This is a genomic window from Flavobacterium sp. IB48, from assembly GCF_016405855.1.
In the GTDB taxonomy this organism is placed as follows: domain Bacteria; phylum Bacteroidota; class Bacteroidia; order Flavobacteriales; family Flavobacteriaceae; genus Flavobacterium; species Flavobacterium ginsengisoli.
The window spans coordinates 340,877-358,819 of record NZ_JAEFCA010000002.1 but is presented as its reverse complement, the minus strand read 5'-3'; the positions used below and the strand labels follow the sequence as shown (position 1 = coordinate 358,819).

Sequence of the window (17,943 nt, the reverse complement as noted above, 5' to 3'; positions counted from 1 at the left end):
AAAAAACCATTAACTATTTAAACCAAACAAAAAAACTATTAACATGAACTTAAAACTCAAAATTGCACTAATCGGACTGCTGATCGTGGGCAGTCATAGTATAATGGCACAATCAAAGACCATTCATGGCGTGATTACAGATCCTTCGGGATTTCCGTTGCCAGGTGCCAGCATCAATGTAGAAGGTACGCAGAATAGCGCATCAACAGATTTTGACGGTAAATACTCTTTAAAAGGAGTTAATCCTACTGATAAAATAACGTATTCTTATGTTGGCTTAGTGTCACAGACTATTACTGTGGGCGAAAGAAACTCAATAAATGTAACTCTTATTCAATCTGCACAAAATTTAAATGAAGTTGTAGTAGCTTATGGTACTCAAAAGAGAACTAAGGTTACAGGAGCAGTTTCAACAGTAAGCTCAAAAGATATTGCCGCAGTGCCTATTACGAATGCCGAATCTGCTTTACAAGGACGTGCAGCAGGTGTTACAGTTGTAAATGGTGCACCAGGTTCTAATCCTACCGTTAGTATTCGTGGTCTGGCTACAATGGGAAATAGCGCTCCTTTGTATGTAATCGATGGAGTTTTAACTGGAAATCTTTCTGGTTTAAGCCCTAATGATATCGAGAGTATCTCTGTTTTAAAAGACGCTTCGACTACAGCTTTGTACGGTTCTAAAGCTTTTAACGGTGTAATTATGGTTACTACTAAAAAAGGTAAAAAAGGTCCAGGGCAATTAAGTTTTAGCACTTACGTTGGAGGACAGGAAGTGACAAAAAGATACAATGTCTTAAATACGCAACAATATCTTCAATATGCTAAAGATTTAGGAAGCGATCTAACAGCAAGAGCGGCTGAATTTGGAAACATTAACACAAATTGGCAGGACCAGATTTTTCAAACTGGAGTTATGCAGGATTATAACCTGAGCTTTTCGAATGGTACAGAAACTTCGACAGGACGTTATTCTGCAGAATATATGAAACAAGACGGAGCTATTATAAACACTGGTTTCGAACGTTATTCTTTTAGAGCTAATAATACACAAGATATTGGTAAACTAAGAATTGGAAGCAACATGGGAATTTCTTTCAGTACAATAAATCCAGAACGCAGCTCGGGCGGAAGAACACTCTTAGAGCATGCTATTAAAATGGCTCCTTATTTACCAATTTATAATGAAGATAATATCGGAGGCTATCAAGGTCCTAGTGCTATTGATGGAAACGATGCAGAAAATCCAGTGCGTGTAGCTAATTTAGGATATCAGAAAATTAATAATTTATCTATTATCGGAAATATTTATGCCGAGTTAGAAATTTACAAAGGTTTGAAATTCAGATCACAAGTTTCTTTAGATTACTATACAAGCAAAGACCATACTTTTATTCCTGGTTTTCAGGATGGTTCTTATCACAAACAGGCATTTTCTTCAACAAACGAAACAAATTCACAAGGACAAACTATCGTTTTTGATAATAGCTTAACATATAAAACAACTATTGCTCAAAAACACAACCTTGAAGTATTAGGAGTTATTACTAAAATTGACGGAAAATCACAAAGCTTAGCAGCAGGAAGCCGCTATTATATTTCAAACGAAATTGATCAGCTGCGTTATAATGAAGGAAGTTTAGGATCTGCTAATTATGAAGAAAAAAACTTAGGATATATTGCTCGTATCAACTATGATTATGCTGATAAATACTTATTAGCTGTTTCAGGACGTAGAGATGCATCTTCTCGTTTTGGATCAAATAACCGTTGGGGTAATTTCTATTCTGTTGCTGTAGGATGGAACATAGCTAAAGAAAGTTTTATGGAAAATTCTATTTTCAGCACATTAAAACTTAGAGCTAGTACAGGAACCACTGGAAATGATAGAATAGACAACTATCAATATAGCGCTACTTTATTGGCAAATTATAACTATCCAATTGGAGGAGCAAATGCGCCTGGGGTTTCTTTAGGTGTTGCGGCTAATCCAGACTTGAAATGGGAGTCAAAATTAGATAGAAATATTGGGGTTGATTTTGGTTTATTTGATGATAAACTAACAGGTTCGTTTGAATATTTTAACAATAAAAGTAGTGACATTCTTTTTGCAGTTCCGCTTGCTGCTTCTGTTGGATCTGCAGGTGGTGGAACTCAAATTCAAAATATCGCAGACGTAAAAGTAAGCGGTTTTGAAGTTTCGCTTGGCTACAATGACAGAAAAGGAGACTTTACATGGTCTGCAGTGGCAAATTTAGGAACAAGTAAAAATGAGGTAACGAGCTTAGCGCCTGGCGTAACTAGCGTATTAGGAGGTCCTACACCAAGAGCGGGTCTTGAAAATTTCTCTAGATTAGAAGTAGGACAGCCTTTATTTTATTTTTATGGATATCAGACTAATGGAATTTACCAAAACCAAGCAGAAGTTGATGCTGTTTTTGGACCGGGCCAGACTGCTATAAAACCGGGAGATATTAAAATTGTTGACCGTGATGGCAATAAAATCATCAATTCTGAGGATAAAACAAACATCGGAAATCCATATCCTGATTTTACTTACGGATTAAATTTAAGCGCAGCATATAAAAACTTTGATTTTAACTGTTTTATAACTGGAGTTGCGGGTAACGATATTTATAATGCAAATACTTTTGATTTAAAAGGAATGAATCGTTTGTTTAATGCAAGCACTGATGTTTTAGACAGGGCAATTGTTCAAAACGGTGTCGTAACAAACCCTTCTGCTACCTTGCCAAGAGCTCAAGGAGCCGATATCAACTGGTCTTCTGCAAACCAACGCTATATTGAAGATGGTTCTTTTACAAGATTAAAAAACATTGCTTTAGGTTATACATTAACAGGAGATGCCTTTAAGAGCTATTTCTCTAAAGCAAGATTCTATATAAGCGGACAAAATCTTATAACAATTACAAATTACTCTGGTTTAGATCCAGAAATTGCACGTGCAGACGGTAATGCAAATTCAGCAGGTATTGATTTAGGAAGATATCCACAGCCGAAATCGGTAATTTTTGGAATTGATGTTACATTTTAATATTTAAAGACGATGAAAAAAATTAAATATATACTTATAGTACTGTCTGGAGCTTTAACAATGACTTCATGTGACAGTAGCGAATTAGAATTGAGTAATCCCAATACTTTATCGCCTGAAACTTTCTTTAAAACAGAAGCACAGGTGCAGTCTGCGGTAAATGCTTCATATGCAAATCTTCAGACAAGAGGGCTTTATGGAAGAAATCTTTTCTTTGCCATGGATCTTATGGGACATGATGCTTTAGGAAATCCTCAGTTAGAAGGTAATAAGAAACCTTTTCAGGATTTTTCTTTTAATGCAGGAAACGATATTATTCAATATTATTGGGAATCTTGTTATATCGGAATTTCAAGAGCAAATTTCGTGTTAGACAATGAAGCTAAAATTAATGCCCTTCCAAATGCTGTTTTATCTCAGGAAAAAAAGAACAAATATCTAGGTGAAGCTCATTTTTTAAGAGCATACTATTACTTCCTTTTAGTGAAACGTTTTGGCGATTTGCCAATTTATAAAACTGGTACTATTATCGGAAACGCAAGAAGCCCTAAAGCAGAGGTATACGCTCTGATTGAGGAAGATCTTGTATTTGCGTCACAAAACCTTTTGCCAAAAACATCAGAAGCGGCAGGAAGAGCCAATAAAGAAGCCGCTTATGCTCAATTGGGTAAAGTATTGTTATATCAGAAAAAATATAATGAAGCTTTAGCTGCGCTTAATAATGTTACAAGTTACAGTCTTGAAGATAAAGGGAGTTTTTACAACAACTTTATGGAAGAAACTGAACATGGTAGAGAATCTATTTTTGAAATTGAGTTTGATGAAAAAAATGGAACTGGTGATCAATGGGGTGCTGCTGGTGATAGCCAAGGAACTGGTTTTGAGGAATCAACACTAAGAGGTCAAGAATATGGTAATCTTAGCTGGTACAATGTTTATCCTTCAGATGATCTTTTAGATTCTTATGAAGTAGGCGATAACCGCTTTGGAGATACTTTTTATGTACCAGGATCATCTTATTTAAAGGGAACTAAGGTAATGGTGGCAAGTGATTTTACAACCTCTGCTGGTATTAGAAGAGCGGGTTGGAAAAAATATCAAAACTATTACGATAGAGAAGATGAGGCAACACGTTCAAGCATTAACTTTAAAGTAATGCGTTATGCAGATGTATTGCTTATGAAAGCAGAATGTGAAAACCAAAGAGATGGCGGCTCACAAACAGCGGCCATAGCATACATTAAAGAAGTTCGTGATAGAGCAAATTTAACAACAAATATTACAGCATCAAAAGATGCCGTTTTTGCTGCAATTGTTCACGAACGTCAAGTAGAATTTGCCGGAGAGCAATCTCGTTTTGATGATATTATAAGATGGGGTATAGCGAGTACTGTATTGCAAGGAACAGGTTTTACTGCTGGTAAAAGCGAATTATGGCCAATACCAAACAGAGAAACCTCGTCTAATCCTAAAATAAAGCCTAGCGATAATAATCCTGGTTATTAAGGCTTTAAATTTTGGTTAGTTTAAGTTAAGTTAGTTTTTATAAACAGCGCAGTAAATGCGCTGTTTATTGTTTAAAGAAATAGTATTGAAGAAAAAGTCAAATTGTATTTTGAATTAATAGAATTAAAAAATGAAAAATATAAGTAAAATTTTATTTGTGACCATTTCTTGTTTTTTTACAGTAAACATAGAAGCACAAAATCCTATTATTAGAAACATCTTTACAGCAGATCCAGCTCCTCTTGTACATAGAGGAATCTTGTATTTATATACAGGACACGATGTAGCAACTCAGGATGATACCAATTATAAAATGGCTGACTGGCATGTGTTTTCGACAACAAATATGAAGGACTGGAAAGATCACGGAGCGCTGCTTTCGCCAAGCGCATTTTCATGGGCAACCGGCGATGCTTATGCTGCTCAATGCATCGAGAGAGATGGAAAGTTTTATTGGTTTGTTTCGACATTTCATAAAAAAAATGAAGTAAGCCAAGGCGGTGCTGCAATAGGAGTGGCAGTCTCAAATAGTCCAACGGGGCCTTTTGAAGATGCAATAGGAAAAGCACTTATTATAAATGAAATGACAACAGATATGAAGTATGGTTGGGATGATATTGACCCAACAGTATTTATAGATGATGATGGACAAGCCTATATGTTTTGGGGAAATGGAAGTTGCAAATGGGTAAAGCTTAAGAAGAACATGATAGAGGTAGATGGTGAAATTACCACTTTTAAGCCTAAAAATTATATTGAAGGTCCATGGGTCTATAAAAGAAAAGGACTTTATTATTTAGTGTACGCCAGTGAAGGAACAAAACCCGAAATGATAGAGTATTGTACAGCAAAAAGTATAACTGGACCATGGAAGTATCAGGGAATTATTCAGGAAAATGTACCAAATAGTTTTACCACACATCCCGGAATTATTGACTATAAAGGAAAGTCGTACTTTTTTTACCACAATGGAAGTTTGCCAACAGGAGGCAGTTACAGACGTTCAATCTGCGTAGACTATATGCATTATAATAAAGACGGAACCATTCAAAAAATTGTACAAACTACAGATGGCGTAAGTTCTGTAAAATAAAATCTCATTTTATTTTTTCATATGAAGAAATACTATTTAAAAAGATAAACATGATGGAATATAAAAAATTAAACATTAAAATTTCTGCATTTGTGATGATCTTTGTACTGACACTGCCATTATCGGGACTAGGGCAGAATAAGAAGAAAGCAGCTAAAACAGAATCTGAAAGGCCTCAGTATAGAAATCTCTTTAAGGAAGCAGGCTACAGTCAAGACGAAATAGACAAGAAATTAGCCAAAGCTTATTTTGATATATTCGAAGGTCCAAATAAAGTGTACTTTGAAGAAGGTGATTCTTTGGGATATGTTTCTGACGTTAAAAATAAAGATGCCCGTACCGAGGGGATGTCTTATGGTATGATGGTTGCCGTTCAGCTTAACAAGAAAGAGGTTTTTGATCGTTTATGGAGATGGTCTGTAAAATACATGCAACATCAAGATGGACCTAGAGAAGGATATTTTGCATGGAGCGTAAATCCAGAGACTAAAAAACAAAATTCTCTAGGTTCTGCTTCAGATGGAGAACTATATTATATAACGAGCTTGCTTTTCGCTTCTAATAAATGGGGTAATGATACAGGAATAAACTACTACAAAGAAGCCAGAAGAATACTAGATGCCATGTGGAAAAAAGACGGAACAGGCAATGTGCATAATATTATTAATACAGAACATAAGCAAATTTCTTTTGTGCCAGAAGGAGGCGGTTACAATTGGACAGATCCTTCTTATCATGTTCCAGCCTTTTATGAAATATGGGCATGCTATGCTAAAGACGGACATGAACAGTTCTATAAGGAATGTGCCGATGTGTCACGTAACTTTTTACATAAGGCCTGCCATCCTGTTACGGGGCTAAATTCAGATTATACCGAATTTAACGGAGAACCACATCCGACACCTTGGATGCCTCCTGGATTCCGTTATGATTCTTGGCGTGTCCCTATGAATATTGCTATGGATTACACTTGGTACCGAAAAGATAAAGAATGGCAGGAAGACTATTCGAAGCGATTTCAAAATTTTCTTAGATCTAAAGGATTAGACAAGTTCGAAGATCAATTTAATTTGGATGGTTCGACTCCTGACTTTATCCTTCAGGCTGGCCCTGTTAAAAAACTAAGACATTCTATTGGTCTAGTGGCTACTTCAGCAACAGCATCATTGGTCAATCAGGATAAAGAAAGTTTAGATTTTGTTCATGCGGTTTGGAATGCAAAGCTCGAACCTTATGAAGACGGTTATTTTGATCCGTATTATGATGGGCTAATGTATCTTTTTAGTCTAATGCATCTTAGCGGAAAATATCAAATTATTGTTCCAGAAGTAAAATAACTTTTAAAACAAAAAATATGAAACAGCTAAGAATTGTAAGCTTATTGATTTTATCAGGATTTGTTGGACTTCCTTTTTAACTCTACACTTTATCTTTGCATATTTTTTCCGTATAAGTGTTTTCTTTAAAAAAAGAGTTATTTAACGTACTTATACGGTTTTTATTGTGTTCTTTAACAAAAAATTACCATTTCATATTTCCTTTTATTACTTTTACTGTGAATTTAACAGAAAAGCAGAGGATTATGATCAATTTAGCACGAAGAAATTTTATAAAAAATGTTGGATTTGTTGGTGTAACAACTCTTTTTTGTGGCTCTCTAGCAGCTCAGAGCACTCTGGAAAATTTTTCGATTTCAGAAAATGATGAAGAAAATATTCTAGCCAAATTCTCAAAAATAACTTTTTTTGATGCTTTCCTTTTAGATCAATCTCTAGCAGATTGCTATAAAAAATCTATTTTAAAATGGGAGAAGACGGGATACGCTGCTTCAGGAAATTATTGTTTCGGTTCTTCGGACGGTCTGTTAAAAATGTTTCCCATGCATCTTCAAACTGAGGCTACTGGAAAAGTAGATAATGTTTTGCTATGCTTTGGAAAAGATTCAAATGGTAACTGGAAATCTCTAAGACCTTTATCGGGATTTGATTTAGAAGCTATTACTGTAGCTATGAAAGACTTAAATATATATCGTAACGATGTTAATTTATCTCATTATTTATTTCCTGCTCCAGTACAGAAATTAGATCCTTATGGCTTTTATACAAGAAAAGGAAGCGTTTCTCTGCAAACTAATTTATCCCCAGAACAAACCGTGACAAAAATTATGATAAAAGAAGGCAATTCTATCGTATATCAAAAGGAAATAATTTCTAAGCATAGTTTTGCTTCAGATTCTTTTTTGGTCTAATATATTTTACTTCGTAAAACTTACAAATAGTCAATATTATGGCAACACCTTATTTAGGAGAAATACGTATCATGTCTTTTAACTTTGCTCCAAAAGGCTGGACTTTATGTAATGGGCAGTTTTTGCCTATAAACCAAAATCAAGCTTTGTTTTCTCTACTAGGAACAATGTATGGAGGCAATGGACAAACGACATTTGCTTTACCAAATTTAAAAGGAAGAATTCCTATTCATTTTGGAAATGGGCATACAATAGGAGACCAAGGTGGAGAAGAAGCACATACTGTAAGTGTATCAGAACTGCCTCAGCACACTCATATATTGCAGGCGAAAACAGATTCGGTAAGTACCAATGTACCTGGCTCTTTAAATTCATTGGCTAATACTGCCCCTAATTTAGTTTATAGTGGTCAAAGTCAAAATTTTACTTCGATGAACTCTGGTTCTCTTAAAAGTATCGGCGGAAGTCAGCCTCATTTAAACATGCAACCATTCCTTACCTTGAATTTTTGTATTTCTTTACAAGGTATTTTTCCTTCTCAAAATTAATTATTAATTGTAAAAAGTAAAGATATGGCACAACCTTTCGTTGGGGAAATCAGAATGTTTGGAGGAAACTTTGCTCCTGCAGGATGGATGTTCTGTGAAGGACAGATTCTTCCTATTTCTGAGTATGATACATTATTTCAATTAATTGGCACTACTTATGGAGGTGATGGCCAAAGTACTTTTGCTCTACCAGATTTACGCGGAAGAGTTCCTATCCATTTCGGCACATCCTCTAGCGGTACAAACTATACATTGGCAGAAACAGGTGGGGCAGAAAATATTACGTTAACCATTAATCAAATTCCTGCTCACACGCATAATTTAATAGCGACTACAGATTTGGCAGATACTGCAAGTCCGTCTAATGCGCTATTTAGCACTAATCCTCCAGGAAGTAAAATGTTTTCTAGTGCTGTACCAACATCAGATTTAAATGCATCATCGGTTACAAGTGCAGGAGGAAGTCAGCCTCACACTAATTTTCAGCCTTATTTGTGCGTTAATTTTATTCTTTCGTTGTATGGAATATTTCCTAGTCAAACATAGAAATTTTAAAATTTTCAATACTTTTTAAATAAAAATAAAAAACAATATATCTATGGATCAATTTGTTGCCGAGATACGCCTTTTTCCCTTCAATTTTGCACCAAAAGGTTGGGCCATGTGCAATGGGCAATTATTGCCTATATCTCAAAATACATCGCTTTTTTCTTTGCTGGGAACTACATATGGAGGTGACGGGAAAAGCACTTTTGCTCTCCCGAATTTACAAGGGAGTGTTCCTATGCATCCAGGACAAGGTCCAGGATTATCTTTACACGATTTAGGGGAAACAGGCGGAAGTGAAAATGTTAGTTTGCTTGAGTCTGAAATTCCATCTCACAATCATTCATTGATGGCTGCAACTTCAAACTCACAGTCAACATCTCCGACTAATAATAGTTTAGGCCGTGGAAATCCTATACGAATTTATGGCCAGACGGGAACAAATACCAATATGAGCTTAAACTCCGTAGCTATAGCTGGCTCGGGTTTGCCACACAATAATATGATGCCTTATTTGACAATGAATTTTTGTATTGCGCTTCAGGGAATTTTTCCACCAAGAAGTTAATTTAAATGGATTTGAATTTAGAAATAAAAGATATTAGTTTTCGAGAGATTCAGAAAAGTGATAAAACTCTTCTTCGGGAAATATATGGCAGTACTCGTCAAGAAGAACTAGATAAAGGAACTAATTGGAATGATGAACAGAAAAGACTTTTTATTGATCAGCAATTTTCTGTCCAACATGAATATTATCAGAAGAATTTTTTAGATGCAAAATTTTATATAATTGAAAAAGAAAAAGTTCCGGTTGGAAGATTATATATTGATTTCCTTTCTGAAAATGAACCTGTGAGAATTATAGATATTACAATATTGCCTGAATGGAGAAATAAAAATATTGGCAGCTCCATTTTAAATGAAATCCTTAAAAAAGCAGGCAGCAATAATTTAAATGTCTCGATACATGTTGAGGCTTTTAACCCAGCAATGAATTTATATAAACGATTAGGATTTAAAAAAATAAGTGAAACAAATGGTGTTTACCATTTAATGGAATGGAATTCTAATAACTGATTTTAACGATTAACAAAATTATATGGATATATCTTTACTCTCTGCAAATAAGTTTAATTCTATGCTTAATAGAGTATTTGTTATTAAATTTTCAGAAGAAATTCAGCATGATGCGGAGTTAATTTCTGTAACTGAATTCGATAGTTACTCTCCGTTACAAAGAACTCCATTTTCTCTAGTTTTTCGAACTCAGCAAAAAGACGAATATTACGAACAGGGTATTTTTAATATTATACACCCTGAAGAAGGCAATTTAGAATTATTTCTTACACCACTTGGGTTTGATGAAGTGGGAATGAAATATGAAGCGGTATTTTCTTAATTAGGCTAATTAAAAGCAAAAAAAATGAAAAATAACAAACTCTTAGTTGTAATAATACTAGTTGGATTTCTAAGTTTTGGAATGAAATACAACACTATTATTAGGAAAAATTTTGTTGCTCCTATAGTTGAAAGTTTTGTAAAAGCTGAAAAAACTTTTATAGATCAGAAAAAAGAAAGTAAAGTTAAAAAAGTTGAAATAAAAACAGATAAAACAACCGTGCCAGCTGTAGCTGCTACAGTTACCGTAACAAATACTGTAGCGGTAAATGGAGGTGGAAATGCTCAGCCTGGTTCTCAGCTTGATTTTACTGTAACGATAACAAATACAGGTGCGGAAGATGCTTTAGGAATGAATTTCGAAGATATTTTAGATTCTAATCTAACCTTAGTTCCAAACTCTTTTAAAGCAACACCAATAGCAAACAATAATTCTTATTCCTGTATCGGAAATGTTGGAATAGATGTAGATGCGGCAGGCGGTGTTTTAGCAAATGATTTTAGCCCTGATGGAACTGTTTTATCAGTTTCTTTATTGACAGGAGCAACAAACGGATCTGTAATTCTGAATGCAAACGGTTCTTTTACTTATAATCCAAACGCAGGATATTCCGGATCTGATAGTTTTACCTACACTTTAACATCAGCTAATGGTAAAACTGCAACTGCAACAGTAAATATTGCGGTAACAACTCCTATTATCTTTGTTAATAGTGCGGCTGCAACAGCAGGAAACGGAACTTTAGCTACACCTTACCAAACTTTAAATGCTATTACAGGAAGTGCTGCATATCCTATTTTTATTTACTCAGGTACAGTTACTGGACTTTTGACTTTAAATGATAATCAAAAAGTAATTGGACAAGGGGCAAGTGCAAGTCTGGCTTCTATATTAAGTCTTTCCGTGCCAACTTATAGTAACGTTTTACCATCTACTGGCGGAACAAATCCTACTATTGCCGGTGTCAATTTAAAAGCAAATAATGATATTCAAGCTGTTGCGTTAACAGGTACTTTATCTGGTTCATCTATTGGAGCTTTAAAAGTTAGGAATACAACTATTAGTACAACAAATGCACAGGCCGTTAATATTACCAGCGGTGGTACTTTAGATTGTATTTTTACCAGTATTTCTGCTAGTGGAGTCTCTAAAGGAATTTCAGTAAGTGGTTCACAAGGAAGTTTTCAGGTTACTGGAACAGGACCTATTGCAGGATCTGGAGGGACAATACAAAATATAGCTTTAAGAGGTGTTGAGTTTATATCGTGTGCCAATGTTACGCTTAAAAACATGAATTTTACTAATGCAAATAATTCTACTACTGTAATTAGAGATCCTGAAGATGATAACACTAATTCTTATGGTGCACTGCATTTTAAAACCATCTCTGGAGGTGTTAGTTTAGATAATATTGTTATCATTGGTACTACAAACTCTGTTGGAATAAATTTGAATGATGTTAATAATTTAGTATTAGCTAATAGTACAATTACAGGCTGTGGAAGTGCAAATGGAGGAAATGTAAGTGTTGGAGGAATATTTGCGTTAAATTTAAAAGGGACATGTTCGATAACAAACACAAATGTTAATGATTCTTGGGGAAGAGGCTTTTTTGGATTTAATGGACAACTTTCTCAAAATCCTGCACTTAATTTGACAGTAACCGGTTGTCAATTTAAAAACTCTTTTAATAAATCAAACGGAGACAGTAATTTTATTTTTCAAGCTAAAGGAACAACAAACAATACATTAGTTTTTAAAAAGAATGATTTTTCTAATTCAAAAACTACTGGTTTAGCTCTGAATTTTAGCGGATCTTCTGTAAATACAGTTCAAATTGGAGGAGATAATGCATCCACAGATGCTAATACTATAAATGCAGCAACTGTAAGTCCTGGAAGCAATGGTTTATCTTTGCAAGTAGGCGGTACAGCAACTGTGAGCTACAATATTCTAAATAACACTTTAAAATCAAGTTATAATGGTCTTTCTGCATGCAGTGTTGGAAATCAAGGCTCGGGAACTATAAAAGGGCGTATAAATAATAATACTATTGATGGTGGAGGCTCAACTTCTTCTAGTAATGGTATTAGTGTTGCCGCTTATGGAAATGCCAAACATATTACCGAAATAGCTAATAATATAATTACTAATGCCGCTAATTACGGTATTTTCTCTGAAGCAAATGATAATGCTGTATTAAGTGTGGGAAGAATTGATGCTTCTATTACTAATAATAACATTAGTGTTGTAAATAATGCTTACACTCATATTGGAGTAGTTGCCAATGCTGATAATGCTTCTAGTACAATGGTTAGTGCTGCAAAGGTTACTGGTAATATAGTTAACTCCGCTAGCGGATTGGTAAAAGGAAATTTTGATGTGTTCTCTCAGGGGCCAAATTGTTCGGTAATTTTGCAGGGCAGTCCACCCTATGTTTCAGGAAGCGGAGACAGAAGCGCCGCATTGACAACTTTCTGGAATAGCAATAATACTAGCACTCCAACAGGAGTAGGGGTGGATGAAGGAGGTACTGGAGTTATAACTTCAGGAACTGTCACTATTCCTGACAATGGAAGTGCTTCAAGAATGGCTACGCAGAAAGAAGCAGCACAAGAAGAAACAGCTGCTCCTACAACAGAATCCGTGAATAGTAATACAACTAATAATTCAGTATCAGCTAAAACTGCCACAATAAAAGTGGTTAATCAAACGCTTACTGGCGGACCATTTGCTTTATCTGCAGGAAAAAGCACTGTAATTACTTTTAGTGCGACAATTAACGCTGCGGGCACATTACCGCAAAATACCTGTTCTGTTACAAATCAGGCAACCGTTAGTGGTTCTAATTTTGCAACTGTAAATTCTAATATTACAACGACATCAATTAAACCAGAAAGTGCAACAGTTACTGAAGACACACAAAATATTCCTTGTTTAGGAAGTACTGCTGTTACTTTAAACGCTTCTTGTCCACTTGGTACAACTGCTACCTGGTATAACGCAATGACTGGCGGAACAAGTTTTGCAACAGGAAATTCAGTTTCTGCAACACCTACAGAAAATAATACTACTTATTGTGTTGCTTGCGAAACAGCTTATTGTGCAAGCGATAGAGTTCTGGTAAAAACTGTAACAGGAACTCCATCTACAACTTCTACACCTGAAACGGTAAATGCATGTGATTCTTATACATGGAGTGCAAATGGAACAACTTATACTGCTTCTGGAACATACACAATTGTGAGTGGATGTGATACTAAAACTCTTAATTTGACTATTACTCCATCTACAACTTCTACACCTGAAACGATAACTGCATGTGATTCTTACACATGGAGTGCAAATGGAACAACTTATACCGCTACTGGAACGTATACTACAGTTGTCGGATGTGATACTAAAACTCTAGACTTAACAATCACCCCCTCAACTTCATCTCCAACCGAAACTATTTCTAGATGTGATTCTTACACTTGGCCGGTAAATGGCACTAATTATACAACATCTGGAACTTATACTCATAAAATAGGATGCGACACCAAGACTTTAGCATTAACAATCACTAGTTCTACAAGTTCTACACAAACTGAAAGCGCTTGCGATAGCTATACGTGGCCAGTAAATGGTACTACTTATACCTCTTCTGGAAATTACACCTATTCTTCTGGATGTGACACCAAGACTTTAGCATTAACCATTAGCAATTCTTCCGCAATTCTGAGAACAGTAACCTTAAATTCTGGAATATTAACATCTGATTATTCTGGAGCAGCTTATCAATGGTATAAGTGTCCAAACACACTGCTAACAAATGAAACTAACCAATCATTTAAAGCAACAGTCGCTGGAGATTATAAAGTTGAAATTACTGTTGCAGGATGTACAATTGTTTCTGATTGTATTAATGTAAGTACTTTGGGACTAGACGATTTCAAAGTATCCGACTTTAAAATGTACCCTGTTCCAAGTAAAGGAATTTTAAATGTTGTTACCAAATATGATGGAAATTATATTATAATAGATACCTCTGGAAAAATTATAAAATCAGTAAATCTAAAAACAGATATTCTAAATACAATTCACTTAGAAAATCTTGAAGATGGTATTTATTTAATTAAAAAAATAGATAACGGTTCATTTAAAGCTCAGAAATTTATTTTGAAAAAATAAGGTAATTTGTCAGATTTATCGACGGTTAATTATTGCATCTAACATTTTCGGAAAATTAGAGTTTTATAGTAATTAATATAGCATAAAAATTAAAACAGCCTTCGGGCTGTTTTTTATTTAAGCTTCATGCCAGTTAGTTTTAGATTCCTAGTTCAGCAACAGAGTCAATGTTCAAAAAATAAATAGCATGCAATGCACCATGATTCTGCCATGAAACTTATGCAAGACAATACTGTATAATTTGCTTTAGTTCTTTATGGCAGAGAAGTTATCAATTCCATAAGGTTTGAAAGTATACTTTTCCCATAATAATTTAACATATTTAATAGTATTAATAAACTTTCGTTACCATTTCATCTATAGGCAAACGAACTTTTTTCATAGTTGCCATGTAGTCCTTTTCCAAATCACGGTATCCTAAAGCAAGAATAACTGTAGAATGCAGCCCTTTCTCTTTCAAACCTAAAACCTCGTCGATAATAGAAGCATTAAATCCTTCGATAGGAGTGGCATCCACTTTCAATTCTGCTGCAGCAATAAGTGCTGTTCCCAGTGCAATATAAGCCTGTTTTGCTGCCCAAAGTGCTTTTTGTTCTGAGTTAATAGCGTTAAAATAAGCATGCAATCCATTTCTAAATCCTGATAAAGCGCCAGCATCAAGACCTCTTTGTTTTTCTGTCATTGCCATGTAATTGTCAATGTAACTCGAAGACATGTTATTGAGTGCAGCAAAAACCAACAAATGAGAACAAGATTCAATTTGTCTATTATACGAATCAGCACCTAATTTTTTTTGGATTTCTGGGTTGCTTACAACAAAAACACGGTAAGATTGCAGACCACAAGAAGATGCTGAGAGATTTATAGCCTCTAAGATTTGATCAACTTTTTCTTCTGCTAGTTTAACGTTGGAATAAGCTTTGGCGGCGTAGCGCCATTTTAAATTTTCTATTAAATTCATTACTATATCTATCTTAAATTTTGGCAAATATAAATTATATTGTTTTCTTTTTCGAGGTTTGAATTGTTATGGGAAATTTCAAATGGGTCATGTCCTAGCTCTCCAAAGAATAATTATCTGTTTTCTTTCAATATTTTATTTGTGAAGAGATTAATAATCTTTAAAAATATATTAAAAAAGAATATTTAACTGTATTTTTTGATTTAATAGGATATTAAATCTTTTGTTTTAAAATTTGCAAGGTAAAAAAACTAAACCTTGTCATCAAATGAAAGCGAAAATACAAGAAGATTTAAGAATAAGCGAAAAGCAGGATATTGAAAATACCCAGAATACAATCCAAAATGATTTTGTGTTCACGCTAAAAAGCACTTGTTTAGATGAAAATTATCACCCCTCAAGTAAAACGCGTTTGACAACCAATTTTGCCAACTTGGCCAGAGGAGCTAATCGCCAGCAAAACTTACGCAATGCCTTAAATATGATTAACAATCGATTCAATGCATTGGCTCATTTGGATAATCCAAAAGGAGATCGTTACCATGTAGAACTTGAAATTCTCACAGTAACAATGATTATTGATGATAAGAACGGTAGTAATGATCTACCGATGATTGAAGTTTTAAAAACAAATATTATTGACCGTAAGACCGGCCAGCAAATCGAAGGAGTTGCCGGAAATAATTATTCCTCTTATGTTCGGGATTATGATTTCAGTATTTTATTGATTGACCATAATAAAAATAAATCTACTTTTTCTATTCCTGAAAATTTTGGTGATTTGCACGGAAAACTTTATAAGTGCTTTGTGAATTCAGCCACTTATAAAGAGCACTTTAAGATATCACCGATCATTTGTCTAAGTGTATCGAGTAACAAAACTTATAGCCGCACAGAGTATCAGCATCCAGTTCTGGGTTTTGAGTATCTGCAAGATCAGTATTCTATCACTGATGAATATTTCTCTCAAATGGGCTTAAAAGTTCGTTTTTTCATGCCTTCGAATAGTGTGGCACCGATGGCTTTTTATCATTCCGGAGATCTACTTGCCGATTATACTGATCTTGGATTAATTAGCTCAATCAGTACGATGGAGACTTTTCAGAAGATTTATCGCCCTGAAATTTACAATGCAAATTCAGTGGCTGGGAAAATCTATCAACCTAGTCTTAAACACGAAGATTATTCACTAACTCGCGTGGATTATGACCGCGAAGAACGCAGCCGACTGGCTGTTGAACAGGGTAAATATGCAGAAGAGCATTTCATTAAGCCTTACAAAAATCTCCTGGAACAATGGTCTGCTAATTTTACCCTTTAACTGATTACAACGCATTAAAATTATACTATTATGAAGAAACTATTATTACCCACCTCTATTGTTGGAAGTTTACCCAAACCTGCTTGGCTTGCACCACCCGAAAAACTTTGGTCACCATGGAAATTAGAAGGCGATCAGTTGCTTGAAGGAAAACAAGATGCTTTACGCATTTCGCTGCAGGAACAACAATTGGCAGATCTGGATATCATTTGTGACGGCGAGCAGACACGCCAGCATTTTGTAACGACTTTTATCGAGCATTTAAGCGGTGTAGATTTTGAAAATCGTAAAACAGTAAAAATCCGTAACCGTTATGATGCGAGTGTTCCAGTGGTGGTGGGTGAGGTTGCACGTCAAAAAGCAGTTTTTGTTGAAGATGCTAAATTTTTACGTAAACAGACTAATAAGCCGATAAAATGGGCATTGCCAGGCCCACTGACAATGGTAGATACTTTATATGACGACCATTATAAAAGCCGAGAAAAATTGGCGTGGGAATTTGCGAAAGCACTCAACGAAGAAGCTAGAGAACTTCAAGACGCAGGGGTAGATATTATCCAGTTTGATGAACCTGCGTTTAATGTGTTCTTTGATGAAGTAAACGATTGGGGAATGGCAGCATTAGAAAGAGCCATTGAAGGTTTACACTGCCAAACTGCGGTTCATATTTGCTATGGTTATGGAATACAGGCAAATAACGATTGGAAAAAGACATTAGGTTCAGAGTGGCGACAATACGAAGAAATTTTTCCAAAAATTCAGAAATCTAAAATTGATGTGGTGTCTTTAGAATGTCACAACTCCAATGTGCCTTTAAATTTAATGGAACTTGTTCGCGGTAAAAAAGTAATGGTCGGTGCCATTGATGTGGCAACTAACACTATCGAAACGCCAGAAGAAGTAGCTGATACCCTGCGTAAAGCGCTTGAGTTTGTAGATGCCGAAAATCTTTTTCCTTCTACAAACTGCGGTATGGCTCCGCTATCTCGAAACGTGGCTAGAGGCAAGTTAAGTGCTTTAAGCGCAGGAGCAGAAATTATACGCAAAGAACTTGGGATTTAGTCTCAATGTATTAATAATGGAGTCCGTACATGCA

General features: G+C 35.1%; 14 protein-coding genes. 13 read left to right on the top strand and 1 reads right to left on the bottom strand.

Annotation, left to right across the window (positions count from 1 at the left end; genetic code table 11):
• The first annotated feature begins 43 nt into the window (after positions 1–43).
• From JC605_RS08715 to JC605_RS08665, 11 genes are all read left to right on the top strand, one after another.
• On the top strand, positions 44–3,052 hold the full coding sequence (locus tag JC605_RS08715) for a TonB-dependent receptor (protein WP_198855798.1): 3,009 nt from the start codon (positions 44–46) through the stop codon (positions 3,050–3,052).
• 12 nt (positions 3,053–3,064) lie between these two features.
• The gene (locus JC605_RS08710) at positions 3,065–4,558 is read left to right on the top strand and encodes a RagB/SusD family nutrient uptake outer membrane protein (protein WP_198855797.1); all 1,494 of its coding nucleotides are present in this window, start codon (positions 3,065–3,067) and stop codon (positions 4,556–4,558) included.
• 130 nt (positions 4,559–4,688) lie between these two features.
• Positions 4,689–5,651, top strand: coding sequence for a glycoside hydrolase family 43 protein (locus JC605_RS08705; protein ID WP_198855796.1), 963 nt, complete (start codon positions 4,689–4,691; stop codon positions 5,649–5,651).
• A 50-nt stretch (positions 5,652–5,701) separates the two neighbouring features.
• Complete coding sequence (locus JC605_RS08700) at positions 5,702–6,988, top strand: glycosyl hydrolase family 8 (protein ID WP_233074064.1); 1,287 nt, start codon at positions 5,702–5,704, stop codon at positions 6,986–6,988.
• A 218-nt stretch (positions 6,989–7,206) separates the two neighbouring features.
• On the top strand, positions 7,207–7,899 hold the full coding sequence (locus JC605_RS08695) for a hypothetical protein (protein ID WP_343587680.1): 693 nt from the start codon (positions 7,207–7,209) through the stop codon (positions 7,897–7,899).
• A gap of 38 nt (positions 7,900–7,937) precedes the next feature.
• The gene (locus JC605_RS08690; protein ID WP_198855795.1) at positions 7,938–8,447 is read left to right on the top strand and encodes a phage tail protein; all 510 of its coding nucleotides are present in this window, start codon (positions 7,938–7,940) and stop codon (positions 8,445–8,447) included.
• A 24-nt stretch (positions 8,448–8,471) separates the two neighbouring features.
• Positions 8,472–8,993 carry a phage tail protein gene (locus JC605_RS08685; RefSeq protein ID WP_233074062.1) on the top strand — a complete coding sequence of 174 codons (522 nt, stop codon included), beginning with the start codon at positions 8,472–8,474 and terminating at the stop codon, positions 8,991–8,993.
• A 52-nt stretch (positions 8,994–9,045) separates the two neighbouring features.
• A complete protein-coding gene (locus JC605_RS08680) occupies positions 9,046–9,561 on the top strand; it encodes a phage tail protein (RefSeq protein ID WP_198855794.1) in 516 nt (171 codons plus the stop codon).
• 5 nt (positions 9,562–9,566) lie between these two features.
• A complete protein-coding gene (locus JC605_RS08675) occupies positions 9,567–10,070 on the top strand; it encodes a GNAT family N-acetyltransferase (protein WP_233074061.1) in 504 nt (167 codons plus the stop codon).
• Between the two features lie 22 nt (positions 10,071–10,092).
• Positions 10,093–10,392 (top strand): hypothetical protein, encoded by a 300-nt coding sequence (locus JC605_RS08670; protein ID WP_198855793.1) that lies wholly within the window; start codon positions 10,093–10,095, stop codon positions 10,390–10,392.
• A 24-nt stretch (positions 10,393–10,416) separates the two neighbouring features.
• Entirely contained in the window at positions 10,417–14,565 is a 4,149-nt protein-coding gene (locus JC605_RS08665; protein WP_198855792.1) for an Ig-like domain-containing protein, read from the top strand.
• A 331-nt stretch (positions 14,566–14,896) separates the two neighbouring features.
• On the opposite strand, the gene JC605_RS08660 is transcribed toward JC605_RS08665, so the two are convergent.
• Positions 14,897–15,526 carry a nitroreductase family protein gene (locus JC605_RS08660; protein WP_198855791.1) on the bottom strand — a complete coding sequence of 210 codons (630 nt, stop codon included), beginning with the start codon at positions 15,524–15,526 and terminating at the stop codon, positions 14,897–14,899.
• A gap of 268 nt (positions 15,527–15,794) precedes the next feature.
• On the opposite strand from JC605_RS08660, the gene JC605_RS08655 reads away from it, so the two are divergent.
• Together JC605_RS08655 and JC605_RS08650 are read left to right on the top strand one after the other, a co-directional pair.
• Positions 15,795–16,847 carry a DUF1852 domain-containing protein gene (locus tag JC605_RS08655; protein ID WP_198855790.1) on the top strand — a complete coding sequence of 351 codons (1,053 nt, stop codon included), beginning with the start codon at positions 15,795–15,797 and terminating at the stop codon, positions 16,845–16,847.
• Positions 16,848–16,877: 30 nt separating this feature from the next.
• Positions 16,878–17,909 (top strand): methionine synthase, encoded by a 1,032-nt coding sequence (locus JC605_RS08650; RefSeq protein ID WP_198855789.1) that lies wholly within the window; start codon positions 16,878–16,880, stop codon positions 17,907–17,909.
• The last annotated feature ends 34 nt before the right edge of the window (positions 17,910–17,943 follow it).

What these genes read in the sequence shown, in the direction of transcription:
- JC605_RS08705 (WP_198855796.1), top strand. Translation starts at nt 4,689, where the DNA reads ATGAAAAATATAAGTAAAATTTTATTTGTGACCATTTCTTGTTTTTTT.
- JC605_RS08690 (WP_198855795.1), top strand. Translation starts at nt 7,938, where the DNA reads ATGGCAACACCTTATTTAGGAGAAATACGTATCATGTCTTTTAACTTT.
- JC605_RS08700 (WP_233074064.1), top strand. Translation starts at nt 5,702, where the DNA reads ATGATGGAATATAAAAAATTAAACATTAAAATTTCTGCATTTGTGATG.
- JC605_RS08715 (WP_198855798.1), top strand. Translation starts at nt 44, where the DNA reads ATGAACTTAAAACTCAAAATTGCACTAATCGGACTGCTGATCGTGGGC.
- JC605_RS08710 (WP_198855797.1), top strand. Translation starts at nt 3,065, where the DNA reads ATGAAAAAAATTAAATATATACTTATAGTACTGTCTGGAGCTTTAACA.
- JC605_RS08680 (WP_198855794.1), top strand. Translation starts at nt 9,046, where the DNA reads ATGGATCAATTTGTTGCCGAGATACGCCTTTTTCCCTTCAATTTTGCA.
- JC605_RS08660 (WP_198855791.1), bottom strand. Translation starts at nt 15,526, where the DNA reads ATGAATTTAATAGAAAATTTAAAATGGCGCTACGCCGCCAAAGCTTAT.
- JC605_RS08650 (WP_198855789.1), top strand. Translation starts at nt 16,878, where the DNA reads ATGAAGAAACTATTATTACCCACCTCTATTGTTGGAAGTTTACCCAAA.
- JC605_RS08655 (WP_198855790.1), top strand. Translation starts at nt 15,795, where the DNA reads ATGAAAGCGAAAATACAAGAAGATTTAAGAATAAGCGAAAAGCAGGAT.
- JC605_RS08685 (WP_233074062.1), top strand. Translation starts at nt 8,472, where the DNA reads ATGGCACAACCTTTCGTTGGGGAAATCAGAATGTTTGGAGGAAACTTT.
- JC605_RS08670 (WP_198855793.1), top strand. Translation starts at nt 10,093, where the DNA reads ATGGATATATCTTTACTCTCTGCAAATAAGTTTAATTCTATGCTTAAT.
- JC605_RS08675 (WP_233074061.1), top strand. Translation starts at nt 9,567, where the DNA reads ATGGATTTGAATTTAGAAATAAAAGATATTAGTTTTCGAGAGATTCAG.
- JC605_RS08665 (WP_198855792.1), top strand. Translation starts at nt 10,417, where the DNA reads ATGAAAAATAACAAACTCTTAGTTGTAATAATACTAGTTGGATTTCTA.